The organism is Xanthomonas sp. NCPPB 1754 (assembly GCF_041475725.2).
Lineage (GTDB): Bacteria > Pseudomonadota > Gammaproteobacteria > Xanthomonadales > Xanthomonadaceae > Xanthomonas > Xanthomonas euvesicatoria.
In genome coordinates this window covers 2,422,954-2,442,578 of sequence record NZ_CM192982.1, presented here as the reverse complement: position 1 = coordinate 2,442,578, position 19,625 = coordinate 2,422,954, and the positions used below count along the sequence as shown (strand labels likewise).

Here is a 19,625-nt window from a genome sequence, read left to right as displayed (position 1 = left end):
GCGGTCCTCAGGCGATGATGGGCGGAGTGCCCTTGAGCACGGCCGGACCGGACGACTGCAACAGCAGCGCCGCGTTGGCGCGCGCGGTGGTCACGGCGTTGGATTGCAATAGCACCGACGCATTCGAGCGCAGGGTCAGGTTGGCCATCGCGCTGACATCGACACTGACGCCGCCCTGGATGCCGACGCTGACGCGTCCATCGAGCGTGAGCCGGGTGCCGCTGAGCACGATCTCGCCGCTGGCCTTCAGCTGCAGGCGGGCCATGCCGGTCACCAGCTCGATCTCGCTGCCGGCCTGGATGCGCAGCGCCTTGCCCACGTCCAGACGGTCGTTGCCGCCCACGGTGTGGCTGCGTTCGCGTTTGACCTCCGCGGTCTCGTTGCGGTCGACAGTGACGAAATGGTCGTTCTCCACTTCGTGGCGCAGATCGCGCTGCGCATGCAGCAGCAGCTCCTCGTTGCCCTTCTTGTCGTCGAAACGGATCTCGTTGTAGTCCTCGGCGCCGCCCAACAAGCTGCGGCTCTTCACTCCGCTGCGGGTGCGGTGCTCGGGCAGTGCATACGGCGGCATCTGGTCGGCGTTGTAGACGCTGCCGATGATCAGCGGACGATCCGGATTGCCTTCCAGAAAGCTCACCACCACCTCCTGGCCAACACGCGGAATGTGCTGCGCGCCCCAGCGTTTGCCCGCCCACGCCTGCGCCACACGTACCGGGCACGAACAGTCGGCGTTCGGCGTTCCCGGCGGGCTCCAGAAGAAATTCACCTGGACGCGGCCGTGCTGGTCGACCGCGATGTCCTCGGGCGTCTTGCCGTCGACCACCGCGGTCTGCAATCCGGCGATGCTGGGACGCGGTGTGGTCTGCGGGCTGCGGTACGGCTGCCGGCTGCGCAGCGCTCGGAAGGTGGACGCAAACGGCTCGGCAACCGTCTCGCCACCGGACACATAATCCACTTCGACCAATTCGGTGTTCGCGCTCGTCACCAGGTATTCCTGGTTGTGCTCGGCCAGCGGGAAGTCGCGTAGCTTGAACAACGCGCCCACCTGCAAACCGCAGGCATCGGTCCAGCCCTGGTACTGCGCCTGCGCCACGTTGAGTGCTTCGGCACGCACCTGTGCGTGGCGGCGGCCGGCGGCGACATCGAGATGCTCGCCGGGATAGTCGAACACCTCCAGCTCACCCAACGCCGGTCCGGAGGACTCGGCAGGAGTCTCGTTCACCCGCAGCGACGCCTTGGGCTTGAGATAGTCGTAGTCGTCCAACCGCACGCGCGTGCTGTGCGCGCTGCGCGCCAGCGACCAGTCGGTGATTGCGTCCTTCATCCGGCTGCCCTTCTGTCCGGGCGGGCAGTACGGAATCTGCGCGAACGGCGCCACCGCCTCGTGGCCGCCAAGGCTATCGGCCAGCACCAGCGTATGGGTGCTGGCGCTGTGTTCGAAGTAGTAGTAGATGCCCTCCTGCTCCATCAGCCGGCTGACGAAGTCCAGCCCGCTCTCGCGGTACTGCACGCAATATTCGCGCGGCCGGTAGCTCGCGCTCAGGCGCAACTTGACGTCGGTGCAGCCAACGTCGGCCAGCAATGCGCGCACCAGCTCCGGCACGCTCTTGTTCTTGTAGATCCGGCAATCGCGGCGCTGCCCGAGCAACCACAGCTTGGGCACCAGCGAGAAGGCATAGGTGGCGTAGCGCAGCCCCTCGATCTGCTCGAAACCGGTCTGCTCGGCTTCGGCGACAATGCCGTGATAGTGCCGCACATAGCCCTGAGGCGAAGTGACCTTGACCGCCATCGGCTTGCCCAGCAGAGCGCGCAGGTCGATCGCCACATCGCGGCTGATGCCATGCAAGGCGAACGCATACGGGCGCCCCAGCGCCTCGTGCGCACTCATCCGCACAAAGCGCAGCGTCTTGCCCAGCGGCGACTGCAGGGTGATGGCGTGGGCCATGATCAGGCTCCCGGAGTGGTCTTGCGGTACATCGGCGCGGAGGTCGATGGCATGCGATGACTTTGCCGGCCGCGCTGGCTCGCAAGAAATCGAAAATCGCGATGCCACACATACCGGCGACGAGTAGGTCTTCCCGCTCACGCCATGGCATCGCCTCGATGCCCGGCATGCCCTCTTAACGGATCAGCTGCTGGATCTGGGCGAGCACCCGTGCATAATCCGTGCTCGACAGGATGTAGTCCCCTTTGTCCCAGGCCAGCCCGCAGCGCCCGCCATCGGTCTTGGCGACCGGTATCCGGGTCACGCCATCACCACGACTCCCAGGCAGCGTGCATGCATCGGTGGTGAATTCCAGTATCAGCCCGCGTAGCGGTCGATCTGCAGGACGCCCCGCCTTCTGACCGATGAACTGGTCCCATTCCTGCCGGCACCACTGGCTGTCCCTGAACTCGTCCGTGTAGCAAAACAGCATCAACTGCGCCTGGCGCATCGCCGCCTGGTACAGCGCATTCCAGTCCTCGCGCATCGCACCGATGGGCATTGCGCCCGTTGGCGAACGCATGTGCGCGCGGGTATCGGGAGCGACCGTGGCACGATCGTCGATGGACCGCGACACGATCGAATCGACATACACCGCATCGATGTCGTAGAGCCCAAGGCTCTTCATCAACTCGCTACGCAGCCAGTGCATGAAGGTCGAGCCATGGTTGGCCATGGCGAAGCTGGTGAGGATTCTGCAGCTCATGCGCTTAATCGCCTTGCAGGATCCTGCACGCGCGATCGCAGCATTGCTCCACAGTGCTCCCGGAATCCAACTCGTCCGTGGCCTACATGGCCTACCCAATGCAAGCCGGCTTGACCGTGCGCCCCTGTCACTGCGTTGTCCATGTCGTTCTCCGTAATAGTCGTTGAATCGTGCAGCGCATCAACCGAGGAATGCCCCGATCGGATTAGCACGTGCCGCCGCCAGACGCTGCCTTCGGCGCGCAGGCCGGGTTTGATCCACTCCTCAACAAGGCCGTCCTCGCTGCTCGGCGCATAGCCGGACTCCTCGACGTAGCGCGAGCTGAAGTCCTTCGGCAGTCCCATCTGCGCCATGCCCGCGTCGTACTGGCGCCGCGTGATCAGATCCTTGTGTCTGTGTCGCCATCTTGAACAGTGCCGTGTTCAGCGCCACGAACGGCAGCATCTTCTTGTCGTTGTGCGAACTGTCGATCCACGCATCGCCCTCGCCCTGCGCATCACGCCAGGGGCGGAACGCATTAATCCCGCCAGAACCTCATCTTTTTAATCGCTGAGATGAACCTTGAGTTCGGCTCTTTACCTGAAACCACGGTAATTGCAGAGATGAACCTTGAGCTCGGGTCTTTACCTGAAACCACGGTAATGGCCAGACTCCGATCATCGTTTGTGATCAGTCCGTAGCACCCGGCTAAGGAACGTCCCTTGGTGTCGATGTAATCGGATGGACGAAACTCAAGGACGTTCGTCGAAGTACTCCTAATTTGGTCCCAGGCGCTCTTGCAATCATTTCCTTCACCCGTCGACACGTGGCAAAAAATTCTCCGCCCGTCCTGAGCAGTGTAGGCAGCCATCAAGCAGCCGCTAAAGTTGTAACTGATCACATCCAGTCCTCCCGAATGGACTGCACTGATGGCATTCGGGATGAAAGGAAGGTACTTCGTGGCGTACCCCTCCAGTACCGTGCCGGGCACCTCTATCAAGCCACCGCTGCCTGTTAGCTCCCCTTCTTTTCTAGGACGACGTCCCCCCGCCCTGAGTAGCGGTCGGGTTTAGAGTCCGGGGTTGATGATATCGGTGTTTGCCAGATGTTGGGCATAAGCGGACGGCGTCATGCCGCCAATTGCTTTCTTCGGTCGGTCCTCGTTGTATTCGCGTCGCCAGCGTTCGATCTCGGTGCGCGCGTGCAGCAACGTCGGGAACCAGTGCTCGTTGAGGCATTCGTCGCGTAGTCGGCCGTTGAACGATTCAACATAGGCGTTTTGATTTGGCTTGCCGGGTTGGATTAGCCGTAGTTGCACACCACGGGCATGTGCCCAGACGACCATCGCTTTGCCGCAAAACTCCTTGCCGTTGTCGGTGCGGATCACCTTCGGTAAACCGCGACTGTGTGCCAACCGATCCAGCACGCGCGCAACGCCGTGCCCGGAGATCGCGCGTTCCACCTCGATGGCGACCGCTTCGTGCGTTGCGTCGTCCACGATCACCAGACACTTGATCACTCGGCCGTCGGCGGAGCGGTCGAACACGAAGTCCATCGACCACACCTGGTTGGCCTGCGCTGGCCGCAGCAGCGGCTGACGCTCGCCAACCGGCACCTTCTTGCGCTTGCGGCGCCGCACTTGTAGCTGCTGCTCGCGATACAACCGCTCCACGCGCTTGTAGTTCACCAGGCGTCCTTCCTGTCGCAGCTTGAGATAGATCATCCCCACGCCGTAGCGGCGATGGCGATGCGCCAACGCAAGAATGCGCTCGCGCAGTTCGCCATTGCGGTCTTGGCGTGGGCAATAGCGCAGCGCGCTGGCGCTCATGCCGATCGCCGCCAAGGCGCGACGCTCGCTGGCACCACGCCCGATCCACTCGCGCACCAGCGCACGACGCGCCGGTGCGCTCACCACTTTTTTCGCAACGCATCCTTGATCAGGTCGTTCTCGAACAACTGCTCGGCCAGCAACTTCTTTAGCCGCGCGTTCTCGGCCTCAAGATCCTTGAGCCGCTTGGCGTCGGGCACGCTCATTCCGCCGAACTTGCTGCGCCACAGGTAATACGAGGCCTCGCTGAAGCCATGCCGCCGGCACAGATCCTTGATCGCCACACCGGCATCAGCTTCGCGCAGGAAGCCGATGATCTGTTCTTCAGAAAAACGCTTCTTCACGTCCAATCTCCTTGGGGTAGGGAATTGGACTCCAAACTGAGGTGCTACTCAAAATTGGGGGGACGTCGAGGAAGCCAGCTGGCGTCATCGCCAACCTTGATCTTCTTTTCCAACATGTAAGCCTCCTCTCATGTGCACATGTGTTCTTTGTCGCGGGGTATCGCCCTGCCTGGCAGCTATCAATGAATGTCGTCCACCGAGCTAAAGGAAGTTCACTCTGACCCAAGTTTTCCGGAGGGCGCTTTGCGGTATCGCTCTCTCTGCGGCGGGAAGATGCGATGCATGTCCGCTGGCGCGTTCTTTGTCTTGCTAGCTCCGGAGGTCATACGTCGACGAAATGGCGCCGCAGCGTGTGCCAGCGACTGACCGTGAAGTCCGCACTGCGGTTGTGAACGGGCAGCCCTCCATTCGGCACTCCGCTCTCGCCATTGGTGACGTTGCTTACTCCCACCTTCGTCGAATTCTTGAAGGTGATCTGCGGAATGTCGTGGCCGTTATGCTCAAAGAAGAGGTGGTACGCGACATTCGTCTCTGCCTTGCGGTGCCTGGTGATATCGAAAGACTGCGTGGGCAGGTCGACAGCCAGCTGAGCCCGCACCCAATCGCGCAGCGCCGTGGGGTCATGGTGGGTGACGTGACCCACGATGAGCAGCCTGCGGGGTGTCCCGCTTCTGGCATAGTCAAGAAACTTTGCGGCCCCCTGCGCGGCCATGCCCTTGTCGATCGAGTCGAGCGTCTTCACCGTGACGTGCCAACCGACGAGTTCATCCGGCAACACGACGACTACCGCCACGCATGAACTGACGTTCGGAAAGGCCAGCACGCGACCATGGGCTGCGGTTTCTTCTGTGATGTACTTTGCATTGACCATTTCGGATCCCGTTCTTGTTGATGCAGCGATGGAGAAGCGTCGAAGCACACCTTCTGCAGCCAACTCTCACTAGATGCAAACCGACGTTTCGCGTCAGATGCGCGCTGCGCGATTGGGTCTGGCAGCGGACGTCCTCGGATCGCAGCTTTTCTGCAATTGCATGCACGGCCGGCGATCAAATGAGTACGCATCTATCCTCGCGTCTTTTCATAGATCACCTCGTCTCTTCGTACACGACCCATCTGCAGATCGCTTCGATCAGCCTTCCAAAGTCGGCATTGACCGACCTTCGCGTTCCACACCGTGTCACGCGCAACGACAACCGGCTTTTCCTTTCCCACCGTGGCATGAAAGGTAAAAACTCGACCCAACTGGCCGAGATGGCGACGAACTTCAACAATCATCCATTTCTGGCAGTCCGCGCAGATCGTCATGTTGACTTCGATGGTGATCTCGAATGGCGTTCCGTCCGCGGTCGCCCGTACTTCACGACAGATCCTTGGCCATGCTTCTCGCCAGGCTTTGCGTTCGGCGTGATCGGCGAGATCGTTGACCGGCCCTCCCCGCCTCCCGCCACCCATGGCGGCATCGCTGCTGCCGCGCTCGATACCATTCAGATACACCGTCGCCTTGGCCACCATGTTTTCTGCCCTCAGAATTCGTAGAAAAAGCCATCCGCCACGGCCGATACGCGCGAATGATTGATTTTTTTGCCCTCAATCACCCGAGTGAGAAACTGCCGACTGATCTCCGGCAACATCGAGTTAGTCAAAATCGCATCAATCATTCGTCCGCCCGATTCGCTTTCGGTGCACCGCGATACCACTAGCTCCACCACCGCATCGTCGTACTCGAACGGAATCTTGTAGCGCTCCTCGATGCGCTTCTTGATGCGATTCAACTGCAACCGCACGATCTGGCCGAGCATGTCGTTGCTCAGCGGGTAATACGGAATCGCCACCAGCCGCCCGAGCAATGCCGGCGGAAACACCTTCAACAACGGCTCGCGGATGGCCTTGGCCATGGCTTCCGGGTCGGGTATCAGCTCCGGGTCCTTGCACAGGCTGGCGATCAGGTCGGTGCCCGCGTTGCTGGTGAGGATGATCAAGGTATTGCGGAAGTCGATGCGGCGGCCTTCGCCGTCTTCCATCCAGCCCTTGTCGAAGACCTGGAAGAACAGTTCGTGCACGTCCGGGTGGGCTTTTTCCACTTCGTCCAGCAGCACCACCGAGTACGGCTTGCGGCGCACCGCTTCGGTGAGCACACCGCCTTCGCCGTAGCCCACATAGCCCGGCGGTGCGCCCTTGAGCGAGGAGACGGTGTGCGCTTCCTGGTACTCGCTCATGTTGATGGTGATCAGGTTTTGTTCGCCGCCGTACAAGGTTTCGGCCAGGGCGAGTGCGGTTTCGGTCTTGCCCACGCCGGAGGTGCCGGCCAGCAGGAACACGCCGATCGGTTTGTCCGGGTTGTCCAGACCGGCGCGGCTGGTCTGGATGCGCTTGGCGATCATTTCCATGGCGTGGTCCTGGCCGATCACGCGCTTGGCCAGCAGGTCGGGCAGGCGCAGCACGGTGTCGATCTCGTTGCGCGCCATGCGCCCGACCGGAATGCCGGTCCAGTCGGCGACCACGGCGGCCACAGCCTGGTAATCGACGGTTGGCAGGATCAAAGGCGATTCGCCCTGGAGTGCGGCCAGTTCGGCCTGTACCAGTTGCAGGCGTGCTAACAGCGTGTCGCGATCCACCTGCACCGGTGCATCGAGCACGGCGATATCGCCAGGCGCGCTCTGTTCGGCCTCCGCTTCCAACCCACTGCCAGTTCCTTCCACCGGCGCATTGCCGGCCCGCAGTTGGGCGCGCAGCGACAACAGCTCATCGACCAACGCCTTTTCGGCAACCCAACGCTGTTCCAGCTCGCGCAGGCGGGTATGTTCGCTTTCCAGCAGGTTGGCGCAAGCGGCAGCACGCTCCTCCACCACGATACCAATTGCACGCTCGCGTTCGATGATGGCGTGTTCGGTCTCCAGCGATTCGATGCGGCGGCGACTGTCGTCCACTTCCGCAGGCGTAGCGTGCAGGCTCACCGCCACGCGCGCGCAGGCGGTGTCGAGTAGGCTCACCGATTTGTCCGGCAGCTGCCGCGCGGGGATATAGCGGTGACTGAGCTTGACTGCCGCTTCCAGCGCTTCGTCCAGGATCTGCACACGGTGGTGCTGTTCCATCATCGAAGCGACGCCGCGCATCATGCGCACGGCCTTGGCCTCGTCCGGCTCGTCTACCTGCACGGCCTGGAAGCGCCGCGTCAATGCGGGGTCTTTTTCGATGTACTTCTTGTACTCGGCAAACGTGGTCGCGCCTACGGTGCGCAAGGTACCGCGTGCCAGTGCCGGCTTGAGCAGGTTGGCCGCATCGCCGGTACCGGCCGCGCCACCGGCGCCGACCAGGGTGTGGGTTTCATCCACAAACAGAATGATCGGCTTGGGGCTGGCCTGCACTTCGTCGATGACTGCGCGCAGACGCTGCTCGAATTCGCCCTTCATGCTGGCGCCGGCCTGCAGCAGGCCCACATCCAGCGTGCGCAGCTGCACGTCCTTCAACGCGGGCGGCACATCGCCGCGCGCGATGCGTTGTGCGAAGCCTTCCACCACCGCGGTCTTACCGACACCGGCCTCGCCAACCAGGATCGGGTTGTTCTGGCGGCGGCGCATCAGGATATCGACGACCTGGCGGATCTCGTCGTCGCGGCCGATGATCAGGTCCAGCTTGCCCTCGCGTGCCTGTGCGGTGAGATCGACCGTATACAGCGCGAGCGCAGCAGTCCCACCAGCGGCGGCTGGTCCGGCGGGAGCGCTGGCCGCCGCAATATCGGTGGCATCGTCCTCCGGCGAGCCGGCGACGATGGCGTCCAGATCGTCGGCCAGCGCCTCTGCGCGCAGCTTGCCGAACTCGCTGGACATGGCCAGCAAGCCGTTGCGCAGGCTGCGCGTATGCAGGATCGCCACCAGCAGATCGCCGCCGCGGATGCGTTGCCGGCCGTAGCGCAGCGTGCAGTGCACCCAGGCGCGTTCCACTGCCTCCTCCACGCTGGCCGACAGATCGAAATGCCCGCCACCGCCGCGCGGCAGCCGATCGAGCGCTGCGGTCAGGTCCTGCGCAAGTCGCGCCGCATCGAGCGAAAAATGACGCACGATGCGATGCAGGTCGCCGTCTTGCGCCTGCAGCAACTGATGCAGCCAATGCAGCAGATCCACCTCGCGGTCGCCACGCAGCCTGCAGAAGGCGGTGGCCGATTCGATGCCGCGATACGTGGTCTTGTTGAGCTTGCCGAACAAGGCGGCGCGACTGATGTCTGCCATGGGAACTCCAGAAAAGTGGATACAGAGGTCGATCAGGACGGTGCGAGTACAAGCTGGTCGGCATCGCGCGGGCGGCGATAGTGGCCGAGCCAGAGCGACAGGCCGATGCGCTGGCCCTGCCCCATCAGCGGCAGCGGGACGTCTTCGCGCGCCAGCACCAATTGCAGGTCCCAGGCCTGCTCGTCGCCGACGTAGCCGCGTACTGCGGCGGTCAGTACTTCCAGGGCCTGGCCGCCCGGCAGGAACTCGCGGTAACGGGCGATCTCCAAGGGACCGATCCGCAGGCGAAAGCGGTGTTGGGCGTTGCGCGCCGATGCGCCGAGCGTGGCGTCACGCCCCATGCGCGCAGCAGCACGTCCCATCCGCAGCCGTCCTTCTTCGGGTAACGGCAACCAGTTGGCAACGAATTCCTGCACCTGCACGGCGACATCGAACAGGCCGATCAGCACCGCACGCAGGCCTTCGGCATTGCGTGCCTGGGCGACGAAGCGGCCAGCGAAGTGCCGGCGTGCGGCCAACGGCATCGCATCGCGGCCGCGCAGCGCGGGTTGGTCCACGCCGGTCAGCGCATCCAGCCGCGCGCCAAAGCGGTCCTCGCCCGGACGATCCATCTGCACGGTCGGGCGCGCATCGGCCCAGGCGCGGTACCACAGCGCGATCATGCGGTGGTGGAAGATGTCGGCGAAGGCGGCGAAGGTCGGGTCACCAGCCCCTTCGCGTTCGATCGCGTGTTCGGTCAGATGCAGCGGCAGCGCGCCATGCGGGCCGAACAAACCCAAGGCCAGCGTCCGCAGCGTCGGCGGAAGACCGTCCGGGCCCGGTTGCAGGCTGTCGATATCGCGCGGCGGGAACTCCAGCGAGGCGCGCTGCCCCAAGCGCACCGGCTCCTCCAACGGCCGTGCTGCCTGGCCCAGACGCGGTTGCGCCGGATGCGCGCACTCCAGCCGCCGCAACGCTTCGAACAACTCGAAGTCCTGCGGCTGCGCCTCCAGGTGCGCCAGCAACGCTAGAGGATCGGCCGATTGCCGAGATGGGCTGGCCATCGGACGACCTCGTTACGTTCGAGCGTGCACAGCACGGTTTCGGTAAAGGAATTCAGCGATGCCTGGCGGGCGAAGACATGCCGCAGCACCGAGGCGAGCAGGTAGACGCCCTGCCCTTCGAACGCGGCGTCGTCGCAGGTCAAGGTGATCTCCAGCCCGCGGCCATAGGTGGCCGGGCCCGGCACCGGAATGCGGCGCACGATCGGGCGTGAGGCAATGCGGCGCACGCCCTCGACCTGGCGCCGCGCCGCGGCATCGTGCGGGTCGTGGTAGAGCGTGAGCATCTCGCGCACTGCGGTGGCGCCGTCGTCGCCGGCCTCCAGCAGCGAGAGATAGTTCAACTGCAGATGGCTGATCAGGCGCCAGCGGGTATCGCCGGCGGTCACGCCCGAGCGCGGTCGCGTTGGACCGGCCACGCAGCGGATCGCCGCCACCGGGCCGCCATCGTCCAGCACGAAGTCGGTGCTGGATTTGCCCACCGGCATATGCAGCGGCAGATCGCGGTTGCTGCACCACAGCTGCATGCCCAATTGCCGCAGCTGATGCGGATACGGCGCCTGATCGCCATCGACCAGCGACAGGAACACTTCGCTGCCGACGTAGCTCGAGCGCGGCCCGGTGCGGCGTTGCCCGGTCGACAGCCGCCGCGGCTGACGCCGCAGCGCATAAAACGCCGAGCGCCGCTCATGCCAGCTACGCGGCTGCGCGCCATAGAACGGCTCGAAACGCTGCATCGGCGTATTGCCATCGCCGAAGCCCTCGACCTGCTCCACGCCATGGATCTCGAAGTCCATCGGCCGCGTGCGGTCGGCCAGCACATGATGCTCGCAGATGCCGGGCTGCAGATGGATGCGATCGCCGCGCCTGGGGAACAGGTTGATGGCCGGGGTGCAATGCAGGCGGAAATTGCTCGCATCCACGGCATTGTCGAGCCGTTCGACGGCACGATCGAACCACACCACAATCTCGAACTCGGTGCAGGCCGCGCGCGGCAGCACCTGTGCCAGGCCATCGAAGGCGGCGAACAGGAAGCGCTCTGGGCAAACGAAGTATTCCTGCAACAGACGATAGCCGCTGAAGGAGCGCTCACTGCGCGGCAGCAATGCCTGCTCATCGTCGAAGCCCTGTGGCTGCAGATGCTCGGGGCCGAAGTTGCGACTGAGCACCTGCCCATCCGCGGCGCGGGCACGCACCACGAATCCCAACGCATTGGCATGCAGTTGCTCATAGAGGCTGCCGGCCAGTCCGTCGGCGCCGGTGATGAAGATCGGCAGTGTGTCCAGCGCCAGCATGTCCAGACGCAGCCCGGCATTCACAGTGAAAACCAACCGCAGGCCGGCGCGCGCGCGCGACTCGACCGGCACGCCAAGCGTGGCCAGCGCCGCCGGCGAGGCCAGGTAGCTGGCGGCGGTCAGACGCAGCGGCCACAGCGTCACCGCATGCGCCGTACGATACTCGCAGGCCGTGCGGTCGCCGTGCCCGATCAACGAGCGCAGCGCGCTGCCACGCGGCACAAGATGCCCCGCCGGACCGATGCCCTCGCCCTGCTCCGGTTGCAGCTCCACCACGGCCATCGACGGCACCGGCGACAGGAAGTGCGGATACAGCATGTCCATCAGGTGCTGGGCGAATACCGGTTGCTGTGCCTCCAATTCGAGTTGCACGCGCGCGGACAGGAACGCGAACCCTTCCAGCAGGCGTTCGACATACGGGTCGGCGCACTCGATGCCGCTCATGCCGAGCCGGCCGGCCACCTTCGGATACGCCTGCGCGAACTCCGCGCCCATCTCGCGCACATGCTGCAACTCGCGGTTGTAGTGGTGGAGCAGGCGCGGATCCATGCTCAGTGCGCTCCGGACGACAGACTGAAGCGACCGGTTTCCAGGTCGAGATCGGTGCGCAGATACAGCGCCAATGGCAATGGCTGCGCCCAGAGTTCGGAGTCGATGACGAAGGACAGCGACATGCGGTCCATGCGCCCGGTATCGACCTTGGCGGTGACCTGCAGGCTGGCCGCAGCGAGCCGCGGCTCGAACGCCACGATGGCGGCGTGGATGCGGTTCTGCAGCTCGACCACGTCCAGTCCGGCCAGGCGCGCGCCGGCCAGATCGGGAATGCCGTAATTGAGCACCGAGGTGGCGACATGCGGATACGCTTGCAGCGCGTCCTCATGCCAATGGCGGGTGCAGTTGAGCAACCAGGTCAGGTCGCGCATGACGCAGTCGCGCAGCTTGGCCGGACCGATCGCGCGCGCGTCGCGGCTCTCGGCCAGCTCATGCCGACGGTCGTCGATCAAACGGTCCAGCAGCGAGGGCTGCAGCCGCTCTTGTTGGGTCAGTTCGGCCATGGCGCTGCCACCGCGGCGGTGTCGAATGCAATATGGCGAATATCGAGCAAGGGGTAGTCGTCTTCGCTGCCGGCCAGCAGGCGTTGCCCCAGACCGCAGGCAGACAGGTCTTCGCCCTGCCAGGTGGTGCGCTTGCCGAGACGGATCGCGCCGTCGTCGCTGTGGTGGCTGCCGGGGTAACGACAAGGCACCACGCCACGGCTGTGCGTGCCGTCGCGCCATTGAATTTCCACCGATTGCCACAGCATGTCGCGCAGACTGCCAGGCACCTCGAAACGCAGGCTGCGCAGTTGGGCGAACGGCAGCCAGGCGTAGCCCGCTTCGAGGATGACCTCCAGGCAAGGCCCAAACCGTGGATCGGCGTCCGCCAACCAGTCGAAACGTTCGCCATCGACGTGCCCCGCGATGGCATCGGCTTGAGTCAGCGCCAGCGCACGCCGTCGTGCGGCCTGCGCTGGCTCGCCGTCGCGATCGTGTTGCAATGCCTGCAGCAGATCGTGTTGCCACTGCGGTACCTGACCAGGCATCAGTGGCATCATCCGACCGGCCAGCACCTGCTCGCGCTCAAGTTCGGCGTCGAGGATGCGCGCATACGCGCCAGCCACGCCGATCCAGGCCTGATCCAGGTCTGCCGCCAGCAGCAACTGCTGCCGCGCCCGCTCCCAGTCGCCCGCCACGGCCAGCAGCTGGAAAAAGCCGATGCGCGCTTGGGCATCGGCCGGGCATTGCCGCACCCACTCCTTGGCGGTCGCCAACGAGGCCTCGGGATTGTCTGCCTTGATCAGGCGGGCGCAGGCATGTTCGGGATGGATGATGGACATCGACATTGGCGCTCCGGTCGGACTGCGTTGGCTCAGGACTTCTTCACTTCCTGCATGTTGAAGGTGAAGTCCTTGGTGCCGCCCTGCTTCTTGCCCTTGTCGTCCTGCGGCTGGAACGAGTACTTGAACTTGCCGAAATGCAGCGTCACGTTTTCGGTCAGACGATCTTCGCCACCGCTGCCGCCGGTGGACACCGAGGTGATCATCACGCCCTCGCTCAGCTCGATGGTGACGTAGTCGGTCTGCTCGCCGGTGGCGTTGGTCACGTACAGCGTGGCCGAATCCACACGCGCACCCGTGCAGCAGGCATTGAGCAAGGCGTTGGAGCAGCTGTCGACGTACTTGGTGACGGAAATATCCTGCACGTTGGCCTTGCCGCCGGCCGCATAGCCAGCGCCGGTGTGCAGGTTGCCGGTGTTGCTGGTACCCCACGACCAGGCAATGATCGGCACTTCGTCCTTGTGCTTGGAATGGTTGGACGCGCCCTTGATCTCGACGTCGCCCGAGCCGAATTTGAGATGCATATCGAAAGCCATGGAACTTCTCCAGTGGTGGGTGGTGCAGGAAAGGGAGAGCCGATCCGGCGGCTATGCCAGCCGCAGGTCGTTAGTGTTGAAAGCCAAGCCTGAAACCGGTCAGGCGGCTTGCGCCGATGGCAAGCGCGAGACCAGGCGTAGCGATACCGTCAGGCCTTCGAGCTGGTAATGCGGGCGCAGGTAAAACTTGGAGGTGTAGTAACCGGGGTTACCTTCGACCTCTTCGACCACCACTTCGGCGGCGGCCAAGGGCTTGCGTGCCTTGGTTTCTTCGCTGGAATTGGCCGGGTCGCCGTCGACGTAGTTCATCACCCAATCGGTCAACCAGCTCTGCATTTGCTGGCGCGTGCTGAACGAGCCGATCTTGTCGCGCACGATGCACTTGAGGTAATGCGCGAAACGGCAGCAGGCGAACATATACGGCAGCCGTGCGCTCAGCGCTGCGTTGGCGGTGGCATCCGGGTCGTCGTACTCCTCGGGCTTGCCCAGCGACTGTGCACCGATGAAGGCGGCCATGTCGGTGTTCTTGCGATGCACCAGCGGCATCAGGCCCATCTTGTCCAGTTCCGCCGAACGGCGGTCGGTGATGGCGACCTCGGTCGGGCACTTCATGTCCACACCGCCATCGTCGGCCGGGAAGGTGTGCGTCGGCAGGCCTTCCACCGCCCCACCCGACTCCACGCCGCGAATGCGCGTGCACCAACCGTACTGCTTGAACGAGCGGTTGATGTTGACCGCCATCGCATAGGCCGCGTTCTGCCAGGTGTAGCGCGACGAATCGGCGCCCTGGGTGTCTTCTTCGAAGTCGAACGCTTCCACCGGATCGGTCTTGGCGCCGTACGGCAGCCGTGCCAGCGTGCGTGGCATGGCCAGCGCCAAGTATTTGGCATCCTCGCTCTGGCGCAACGACCGCCATGCCGCGTAATCGGGGGTGGAAAAAATCTTGGCCAGATCGCGCGGGTTGGAGAGCTCGCTCCAGCTTTCCATCCCCATCAGTCCGGGACCCGCAGCGGCGATGAAGGGCGCATGCGAGGCGGCCGCAATCTGGCTGATGCCGCGTAACGTGTCGACATCCTGCGGGCTGTGGTCGAAGTGGTAATCGCCGATCAGGCAGCCATACGGTTCGCCACCCAGCTGACCATACTCGGCTTCGTAGATCTTTTTGAACACCGGGCTTTGGTCCCAGGCGGTGCCCTTGAAGCGCTTGAGGTTCTTGGCGAGCTCCTTCTTGGACACGTTGAGCACGCGGATCTTCAACTGCGTGTCCGATTCGGTATTGCTCACCAGATAATGCAGGCCGCGCCATGCACCCTCCAGCGCCTGGAACTGCGGTGCGTGCAGGATGAGGTTGAGTTGCTCGGTGATCTTGCGGTCGATCTCGGCAACATACGCATTGATGGTCTGCGCGAGATCGTCGCTGATGATGTCGCTGCGTTCCAGCACCTGTTCGGCCAGGGTGCGCACAGCCAACCGCACTTCTTCGCCGGCGCGTTCGCTGCGTGGACGGAATTCGCGAGTCAGCAGCGCCGCAAAGTCGTCGGATTGGCTGGTTAGCTGCGGCTGGGCATCGGCAAGGTCTTGGGCAGCGGAAGAATTCTGGGTCGCCATGGGGTTACTCATCCGTCGACTTGGGGGCCGCGACCAGCGAGCGCAGCAAGGTGGGATCCTTGATCGCATCGGCGATCAAGCGCTCGGCGCCGGCCTTTCCGTCGAGATACGTGCCCAGATTGGCCAGTTGGGTACGCGCTTCCAGCAGCTCGGCCAGCGGTGCCACCTTTTTCACCACGGCGGTGGGCGAAAAATCGTCCAGGCTGTCGAAGGTGATATCGACAGGTAATTCGCCGCTGCCGGTGAGGGTGTTGGAAACGCTCATTGCCACCCGCGGTTGCATGGCACGCAGCCGGCTGTCGAAATTGTCGATATCGATTTCCACTGCCTCGCGTGCTTCCAGCGCCGGCAGGTTTTCTGTATTGGCGCCGGACAGGTCCGACAACACACCCATGACGAACGGAACCTGCACCTTCTTCTGCGAGCCGTAGATCTCGACGTCGTATTCGATCTGCACGCGAGGCGCGCGATTCCTGGCAATGAACTTCTGACTGCTGCTGCGAACGGACATGCGGCCTCCGATGATCTGCGTGGTTGCTGGACGCTGCGGTTGCAGCGGCCGTGTGGCAAAGGCGTATCCCTTGCACCGGATGTGCATCGTGTGCGTTGCCGTCGGCGGAATGAAATCGAACGCCGGGATGGCAGGTATGGGTGTGCGTGATGGGCTTTCCCGCAGGATCCAATGACAACCACAGCGCACGCCGGCGGAGCACTCGAATGCGCTGGCTTCTTCCGTGCGGCATCCAATCGCTGGCTAGCCGCTGCCCATTGCGTCAAGCGGCGAGGCAATCCCCACGGCCACGCATTCGTTCAGGTAATCGCAGTCCGCGCAGCCTTCGATGGGAGTCGGATCTTGCGCACAGCGAATCGCTGGCATATTTCCGAGATGGACACGCGTGGCACGCGCCGTGGTTAGACCGTGCGAGCAGGCGGCACGATGCGAGCATGCGTCATGGCATGGCGGCGAAGACGCTGATCACGCTGCGCAATGTCCGCTTGCCTGCATGCAGGCACGCGGACATGGAACTGGGCATCAAGATGATCAGTGCACTATTGCGGGGCAGATAGCTTCAATCGGATGCGTGCATAGGTGCCATACGACCTCACCTCGTGCCGCCTAGGCTACGATCCACGGGCACTACATCACTTGTCCGCTACATACGGATGCAACACCGTCTCTGTCGGGTGCCTCTCATGTCTGATTTGCCGAACTACACGTCTGGCCCATTGGCAGGTTGCCTGTTGGCGTCTTTATTGATGTGTGCGAATGTCGGTTGGGCTGGCGCACCCGCGCCGGTCTCGGGTACGCCACCGAAGGCGGACGTCGATCTGTCCAGCACGTCCTTGCGCGCGCGGGTCCAGCCTGCACACGAAGACAGCCTGAGCGCCTTCTCTGGTACCGATCAGCGTGCACAGGTGCATCAGCTAAGCGACCGCGAGTGGGCCTTGGTCGAACGCGCGATTGACGCATTGCCTGCGTTGCACCGTCAGATCCTGCAACAGCGTCTGGCGCGACTGAGCTTCGTTGATGCGCCCTGGAGCCCGGGTACGGCATTGACACGCGAGTACGACGGCGCCGATGGCAAACCGCTCTTCGAGATTACCTTGCGTGGAGATGTCCTCGACACCTCGCTCAGCGACTTTCTCACCGGCAAGGATGCCCGCCTGTTCACTACAGACGCGTCGGGATATCGCATTCAACTGGATGCAGGTGCGGTTCCTGCTCTGGAGTATCTGCTGCTGCACGAAGCAACTCACGTCGTCGACAGCACCTTGAAGATCACCGCCGACGGCGGCCCTTTCCGCGAGATATGGACCGACTACCGCAGCTTGGCCGCTCCACTCGATCGCGGCCCGCTTGCGTCCTCCGTCTACCGGCGCAAACCAGCTCAGCCCCTGTCACAGGCACCAATGCTTTATCGGGCTCTGGCCGAATCTCCATTTGTGTCGTTGTACTCCACCGCTTCGGCAGGCGAAGACTTTGCGGAGCTTATCGCCTGGCGCGAGCTATCGAAGAGTTTCGGTGTCGGATTAACGATCTGGATACGCGACAGCTCCGGCAATGTCGTTGCGCGGTTCGACCCACTCGCCTCGACATCGGTCCAAGCGCGCATGGCCAAGGCAAATGCGCTCCTCATGAAGCTAGAGCGGCCGTGAGGCTTTGACCCATCTAACTTAGGAGATGGCAAATGGACGCTGCTGCTGAGCTGGATGCCGGTCATCGGCGACCCGTTAACGCTCGCCGCTGGGGTCATGCGCGAGTCGCTGCGTGCGGTGGTGCCTCTGCTGGTCGTTGCCAAGACCGCACGCTATGCCGTGGTTGCATGGGCGACGCTTGCGGTTGCACGATGACTGCCTGCCGTTGCTGATGCTGATGACCCGAAAGCGCCAGATTCCAGTGCCCACGAGCGCTTAACGCGAACCGCCTATGCTGTCGGCGCTGCAGGGTAGCTGCAGCGCATGAGCGACACGACAAAGGAGATTGTATGAAGCAGCTACAGACGATGATCCTGGCTGGTTGCCTGATGGGGCTAAGCTCGATGGCCTACGCCGAAGTTGCCAACCTGACCAACAGCGCCGAAGGCGCCAATCGCGATGCAGGCATCGCGGCGGTGAAGAAGAAATTGCAGGAAGCCTGCACATCGCGCAACGGCACGCCGGATCTCGGCTCGTTTGAAGTGGTGTTCGAGAAGACGAGCAAGAATCCGGATGTTCCCAAGCCGTATTATGTCGACGGCAAACTCAAGTGCGATCTGCCGCAGTAAGTCTGGTTTCGATTGCTTGCACCGCAATATTGACTCACTGCAACGCGCAACTGGACTGGCGCCCCTGCTGTAGTGGGGGCGCCTTTTTCATGATCTTGAAATGCGGGACATGCGCCAGACGCTTTCTCGTTGCCACCAGGACAATAACAGGCCGTTCTACAATGTTCTTGGCTGAAATGGCCAATGCATGCGTGCAGAGAATGCGCGGCCATTGACCAGAGGTACGTGCTGCGATCCTCTGCCTGCAGTCCTCCAAGAGCAGATTCTTCCTGGATGGATGGCCGCCCTGCCCGCGCGTCGTCTCGGGTGGTTGCGGTCCTACACCATCCCTAGCTGCGAGCGCGCCACGTCCAAAGTCGTCATGATCTGAATGACCTCGTCGAGCGGATGCAGCGGCGATTCCATCAATCCCTGGCCGATGTAGCGAGCAGCTGCAGTGGCTTGCCAGGAGAGCGCGCGATAGCCGTCAACACCGGTGGGGTCGGTCCAGAGCAACGGTTCGATGGCGTCGCCGTTGCCGACCAGACGCAGCGTGGTCGGGTTATGGAAATCGCCTGCCAGATCGATACGGCCGGCGCTACCGGTGACATAGGCGGTGGAGCTGCTACGGGCCACGATGGAACTGACCAGGGTGGATTGCGCGTGCCCGCCATGCGACAGCACCACGGTCGAATAGGCATCGACGCCGGTCTGGGTGAGCGCGCCCACGGCCGTGATTGCGCTGGGCGCGCCCAACACCATCGAGGAGAACTGCACGGTATAGACGCCCAGGTCGAGCAACGCCCCTCCCCCGAGTGAAGCATTGCGTTGCCGATGCAACGGATCGCGAGGCCCCGCTTGACTCAGGTCTGCGAACACGTGGCGGACATCGCCCAACGCTCCATCTGCCAGTAGCTTGCGCACTACCGAGGTGTGTGGAAGATAACGGCTCCACATGGCCTCCATCAGGAACAGTCCGCGCGCACGCGCTTCCTGCACCAGGATGCGGGCGTCCTGCGCGCAGGTGGTCATGGGCTTTTCGATCAGGACATGCTTGCCCGCACGAAGTGCGAGCAGGCCATGTTCCAGATGTTCGCTGTGCGGGGTCGCAATGTAGACGATGTCAACGTCCGGGTGATGGACGAGCGCCTCATAGCTGTCACAGGCGTGTTCCATCGCCCAGGTATCGGCGAACGTCTGGGCACGTTCGCGGCTGCGCGAGGCCACTGCGAATGGACATTGGCGGGTATTGCGACGCAAGGCATCGACGAATGCGGATGCGATCTTGCCGGGACCCAGCACGCCCCAGCGCAATGCCGGTTCGCCCTGGCCTGGCAAGAACAGGTCCGGCGTCGGGAATGTGGTCGGCAGCATGAGGATGTGCTCTGCATCGGGGGTGTGGTGATGCTAGCAAAGCGCCGACGATGTCAACGACGATGCTCCCCAGGATGCGTCACTT

The 19,625-nt window shown here is 63.3% G+C and carries 17 protein-coding genes and 1 pseudogene; 3 read left to right on the top strand and 15 right to left on the bottom strand.

The window, feature by feature from the left end; genetic code table 11:
• Nucleotides 1-7: 7 nt before the first annotated feature.
• The 14 genes from ACCQ15_RS10665 to tssB form a co-directional block, all read right to left on the bottom strand.
• Nucleotides 8-1,945 carry a type VI secretion system Vgr family protein gene (locus tag ACCQ15_RS10665; RefSeq protein WP_029819435.1) on the bottom strand — a complete coding sequence of 646 codons (1,938 nt, stop codon included), beginning with the start codon at nucleotides 1,943-1,945 and terminating at the stop codon, nucleotides 8-10.
• Nucleotides 1,946-2,120: 175 nt separating this feature from the next.
• Nucleotides 2,121-2,660 (bottom strand): toll/interleukin-1 receptor domain-containing protein, encoded by a 540-nt coding sequence (locus tag ACCQ15_RS10660; RefSeq protein WP_228734070.1) that lies wholly within the window; start codon nucleotides 2,658-2,660, stop codon nucleotides 2,121-2,123.
• Between the two features lie 26 nt (nucleotides 2,661-2,686).
• Complete coding sequence (locus ACCQ15_RS10655) at nucleotides 2,687-3,043, bottom strand: hypothetical protein (RefSeq protein ID WP_372381493.1); 357 nt, start codon at nucleotides 3,041-3,043, stop codon at nucleotides 2,687-2,689.
• A 695-nt stretch (nucleotides 3,044-3,738) separates the two neighbouring features.
• Nucleotides 3,739-4,841, bottom strand: a protein-coding gene (locus ACCQ15_RS10650; protein WP_372166127.1) for an IS3 family transposase whose coding sequence is annotated in 2 segments (ribosomal slippage) — nucleotides 3,739-4,583 and nucleotides 4,583-4,841 — 1,104 coding nt in all. Because the reading frame shifts where the segments join, the coding sequence is not laid out codon by codon here.
• Between the two features lie 322 nt (nucleotides 4,842-5,163).
• Nucleotides 5,164-5,712: a hypothetical protein gene (locus tag ACCQ15_RS10645; protein ID WP_218495372.1), complete on the bottom strand. Its 549-nt coding sequence runs from the start codon at nucleotides 5,710-5,712 to the stop codon at nucleotides 5,164-5,166.
• A 191-nt stretch (nucleotides 5,713-5,903) separates the two neighbouring features.
• Nucleotides 5,904-6,353: a hypothetical protein gene (locus ACCQ15_RS10640; RefSeq protein ID WP_071117492.1), complete on the bottom strand. Its 450-nt coding sequence runs from the start codon at nucleotides 6,351-6,353 to the stop codon at nucleotides 5,904-5,906.
• Between the two features lie 11 nt (nucleotides 6,354-6,364).
• Nucleotides 6,365-9,067 (bottom strand): type VI secretion system ATPase TssH, encoded by a 2,703-nt coding sequence (tssH, locus tag ACCQ15_RS10635; protein WP_372381492.1) that lies wholly within the window; start codon nucleotides 9,065-9,067, stop codon nucleotides 6,365-6,367.
• Between the two features lie 32 nt (nucleotides 9,068-9,099).
• Complete coding sequence (gene tssG, locus ACCQ15_RS10630; RefSeq protein WP_031422684.1) at nucleotides 9,100-10,110, bottom strand: type VI secretion system baseplate subunit TssG; 1,011 nt, start codon at nucleotides 10,108-10,110, stop codon at nucleotides 9,100-9,102.
• Nucleotides 10,074-11,951, bottom strand: a complete 1,878-nt coding sequence (gene tssF, locus ACCQ15_RS10625; protein ID WP_372381491.1) for a type VI secretion system baseplate subunit TssF — start codon at nucleotides 11,949-11,951, stop codon at nucleotides 10,074-10,076. The genes tssG and tssF overlap by 37 nt, the downstream gene beginning before the upstream one ends.
• Nucleotides 11,952-11,953: 2 nt before the next feature.
• Nucleotides 11,954-12,457, bottom strand: coding sequence for a type VI secretion system baseplate subunit TssE (gene tssE, locus ACCQ15_RS10620; RefSeq protein ID WP_008571949.1), 504 nt, complete (start codon nucleotides 12,455-12,457; stop codon nucleotides 11,954-11,956).
• A complete protein-coding gene (locus tag ACCQ15_RS10615) occupies nucleotides 12,445-13,278 on the bottom strand; it encodes a type VI secretion system accessory protein TagJ (protein ID WP_372381559.1) in 834 nt (277 codons plus the stop codon). Before ACCQ15_RS10615 ends, tssE begins: the two co-directional genes overlap by 13 nt.
• A 32-nt stretch (nucleotides 13,279-13,310) precedes the next feature.
• Nucleotides 13,311-13,814, bottom strand: coding sequence for an Hcp family type VI secretion system effector (locus ACCQ15_RS10610; protein WP_008571946.1), 504 nt, complete (start codon nucleotides 13,812-13,814; stop codon nucleotides 13,311-13,313).
• Between the two features lie 99 nt (nucleotides 13,815-13,913).
• Nucleotides 13,914-15,434 carry a type VI secretion system contractile sheath large subunit gene (gene tssC / locus ACCQ15_RS10605; RefSeq protein WP_041469632.1) on the bottom strand — a complete coding sequence of 507 codons (1,521 nt, stop codon included), beginning with the start codon at nucleotides 15,432-15,434 and terminating at the stop codon, nucleotides 13,914-13,916.
• Nucleotides 15,427-15,933, bottom strand: coding sequence for a type VI secretion system contractile sheath small subunit (gene tssB / locus ACCQ15_RS10600; RefSeq protein WP_218503211.1), 507 nt, complete (start codon nucleotides 15,931-15,933; stop codon nucleotides 15,427-15,429). Before tssB ends, tssC begins: the two co-directional genes overlap by 8 nt.
• A gap of 683 nt (nucleotides 15,934-16,616) precedes the next feature.
• Here tssB and ACCQ15_RS10595 point away from each other — a divergent pair.
• From ACCQ15_RS10595 to ACCQ15_RS10585, 3 genes and pseudogenes are all read left to right on the top strand, one after another.
• Nucleotides 16,617-17,579 carry a hypothetical protein gene (locus ACCQ15_RS10595; protein WP_372381490.1) on the top strand — a complete coding sequence of 321 codons (963 nt, stop codon included), beginning with the start codon at nucleotides 16,617-16,619 and terminating at the stop codon, nucleotides 17,577-17,579.
• A 27-nt stretch (nucleotides 17,580-17,606) separates the two neighbouring features.
• A pseudogene (locus tag ACCQ15_RS10590) lies at nucleotides 17,607-17,774 on the top strand (DedA family protein); the annotation flags it as partial.
• Nucleotides 17,775-17,908: 134 nt separating this feature from the next.
• Complete coding sequence (locus ACCQ15_RS10585; protein ID WP_029819423.1) at nucleotides 17,909-18,187, top strand: hypothetical protein; 279 nt, start codon at nucleotides 17,909-17,911, stop codon at nucleotides 18,185-18,187.
• 318 nt (nucleotides 18,188-18,505) lie between these two features.
• Here ACCQ15_RS10585 and ACCQ15_RS10580 read toward each other — a convergent pair whose 3' ends face one another.
• Nucleotides 18,506-19,540, bottom strand: coding sequence for a Gfo/Idh/MocA family protein (locus ACCQ15_RS10580; protein WP_031422667.1), 1,035 nt, complete (start codon nucleotides 19,538-19,540; stop codon nucleotides 18,506-18,508).
• Nucleotides 19,541-19,625: the final 85 nt, after the last annotated feature.

Bases quoted from the DNA above. Each gene is read 5' to 3' on its own strand.
- ACCQ15_RS10665 (WP_029819435.1), bottom strand. From the start codon at position 1,945: ATGGCCCACGCCATCACCCTGCAGTCGCCGCTGGGCAAGACGCTGCGC.
- ACCQ15_RS10660 (WP_228734070.1), bottom strand. From the start codon at position 2,660: ATGGCCAACCATGGCTCGACCTTCATGCACTGGCTGCGTAGCGAGTTG.
- ACCQ15_RS10655 (WP_372381493.1), bottom strand. From the start codon at position 3,043: ATGGCGCAGATGGGACTGCCGAAGGACTTCAGCTCGCGCTACGTCGAG.
- ACCQ15_RS10645 (WP_218495372.1), bottom strand. From the start codon at position 5,712: ATGGTCAATGCAAAGTACATCACAGAAGAAACCGCAGCCCATGGTCGC.
- ACCQ15_RS10640 (WP_071117492.1), bottom strand. From the start codon at position 6,353: ATGGTGGCCAAGGCGACGGTGTATCTGAATGGTATCGAGCGCGGCAGC.
- tssH (WP_372381492.1), bottom strand. From the start codon at position 9,067: ATGGCAGACATCAGTCGCGCCGCCTTGTTCGGCAAGCTCAACAAGACC.
- tssG (WP_031422684.1), bottom strand. From the start codon at position 10,110: ATGGCCAGCCCATCTCGGCAATCGGCCGATCCTCTAGCGTTGCTGGCG.
- tssF (WP_372381491.1), bottom strand. From the start codon at position 11,951: ATGGATCCGCGCCTGCTCCACCACTACAACCGCGAGTTGCAGCATGTG.
- tssE (WP_008571949.1), bottom strand. From the start codon at position 12,457: ATGGCCGAACTGACCCAACAAGAGCGGCTGCAGCCCTCGCTGCTGGAC.
- ACCQ15_RS10615 (WP_372381559.1), bottom strand. From the start codon at position 13,278: ATGTCCATCATCCATCCCGAACATGCCTGCGCCCGCCTGATCAAGGCA.
- ACCQ15_RS10610 (WP_008571946.1), bottom strand. From the start codon at position 13,814: ATGGCTTTCGATATGCATCTCAAATTCGGCTCGGGCGACGTCGAGATC.
- tssC (WP_041469632.1), bottom strand. From the start codon at position 15,434: ATGAGTAACCCCATGGCGACCCAGAATTCTTCCGCTGCCCAAGACCTT.
- tssB (WP_218503211.1), bottom strand. From the start codon at position 15,933: ATGTCCGTTCGCAGCAGCAGTCAGAAGTTCATTGCCAGGAATCGCGCG.
- ACCQ15_RS10595 (WP_372381490.1), top strand. From the start codon at position 16,617: ATGTCTGATTTGCCGAACTACACGTCTGGCCCATTGGCAGGTTGCCTG.
- ACCQ15_RS10585 (WP_029819423.1), top strand. From the start codon at position 17,909: ATGAAGCAGCTACAGACGATGATCCTGGCTGGTTGCCTGATGGGGCTA.
- ACCQ15_RS10580 (WP_031422667.1), bottom strand. From the start codon at position 19,540: ATGCTGCCGACCACATTCCCGACGCCGGACCTGTTCTTGCCAGGCCAG.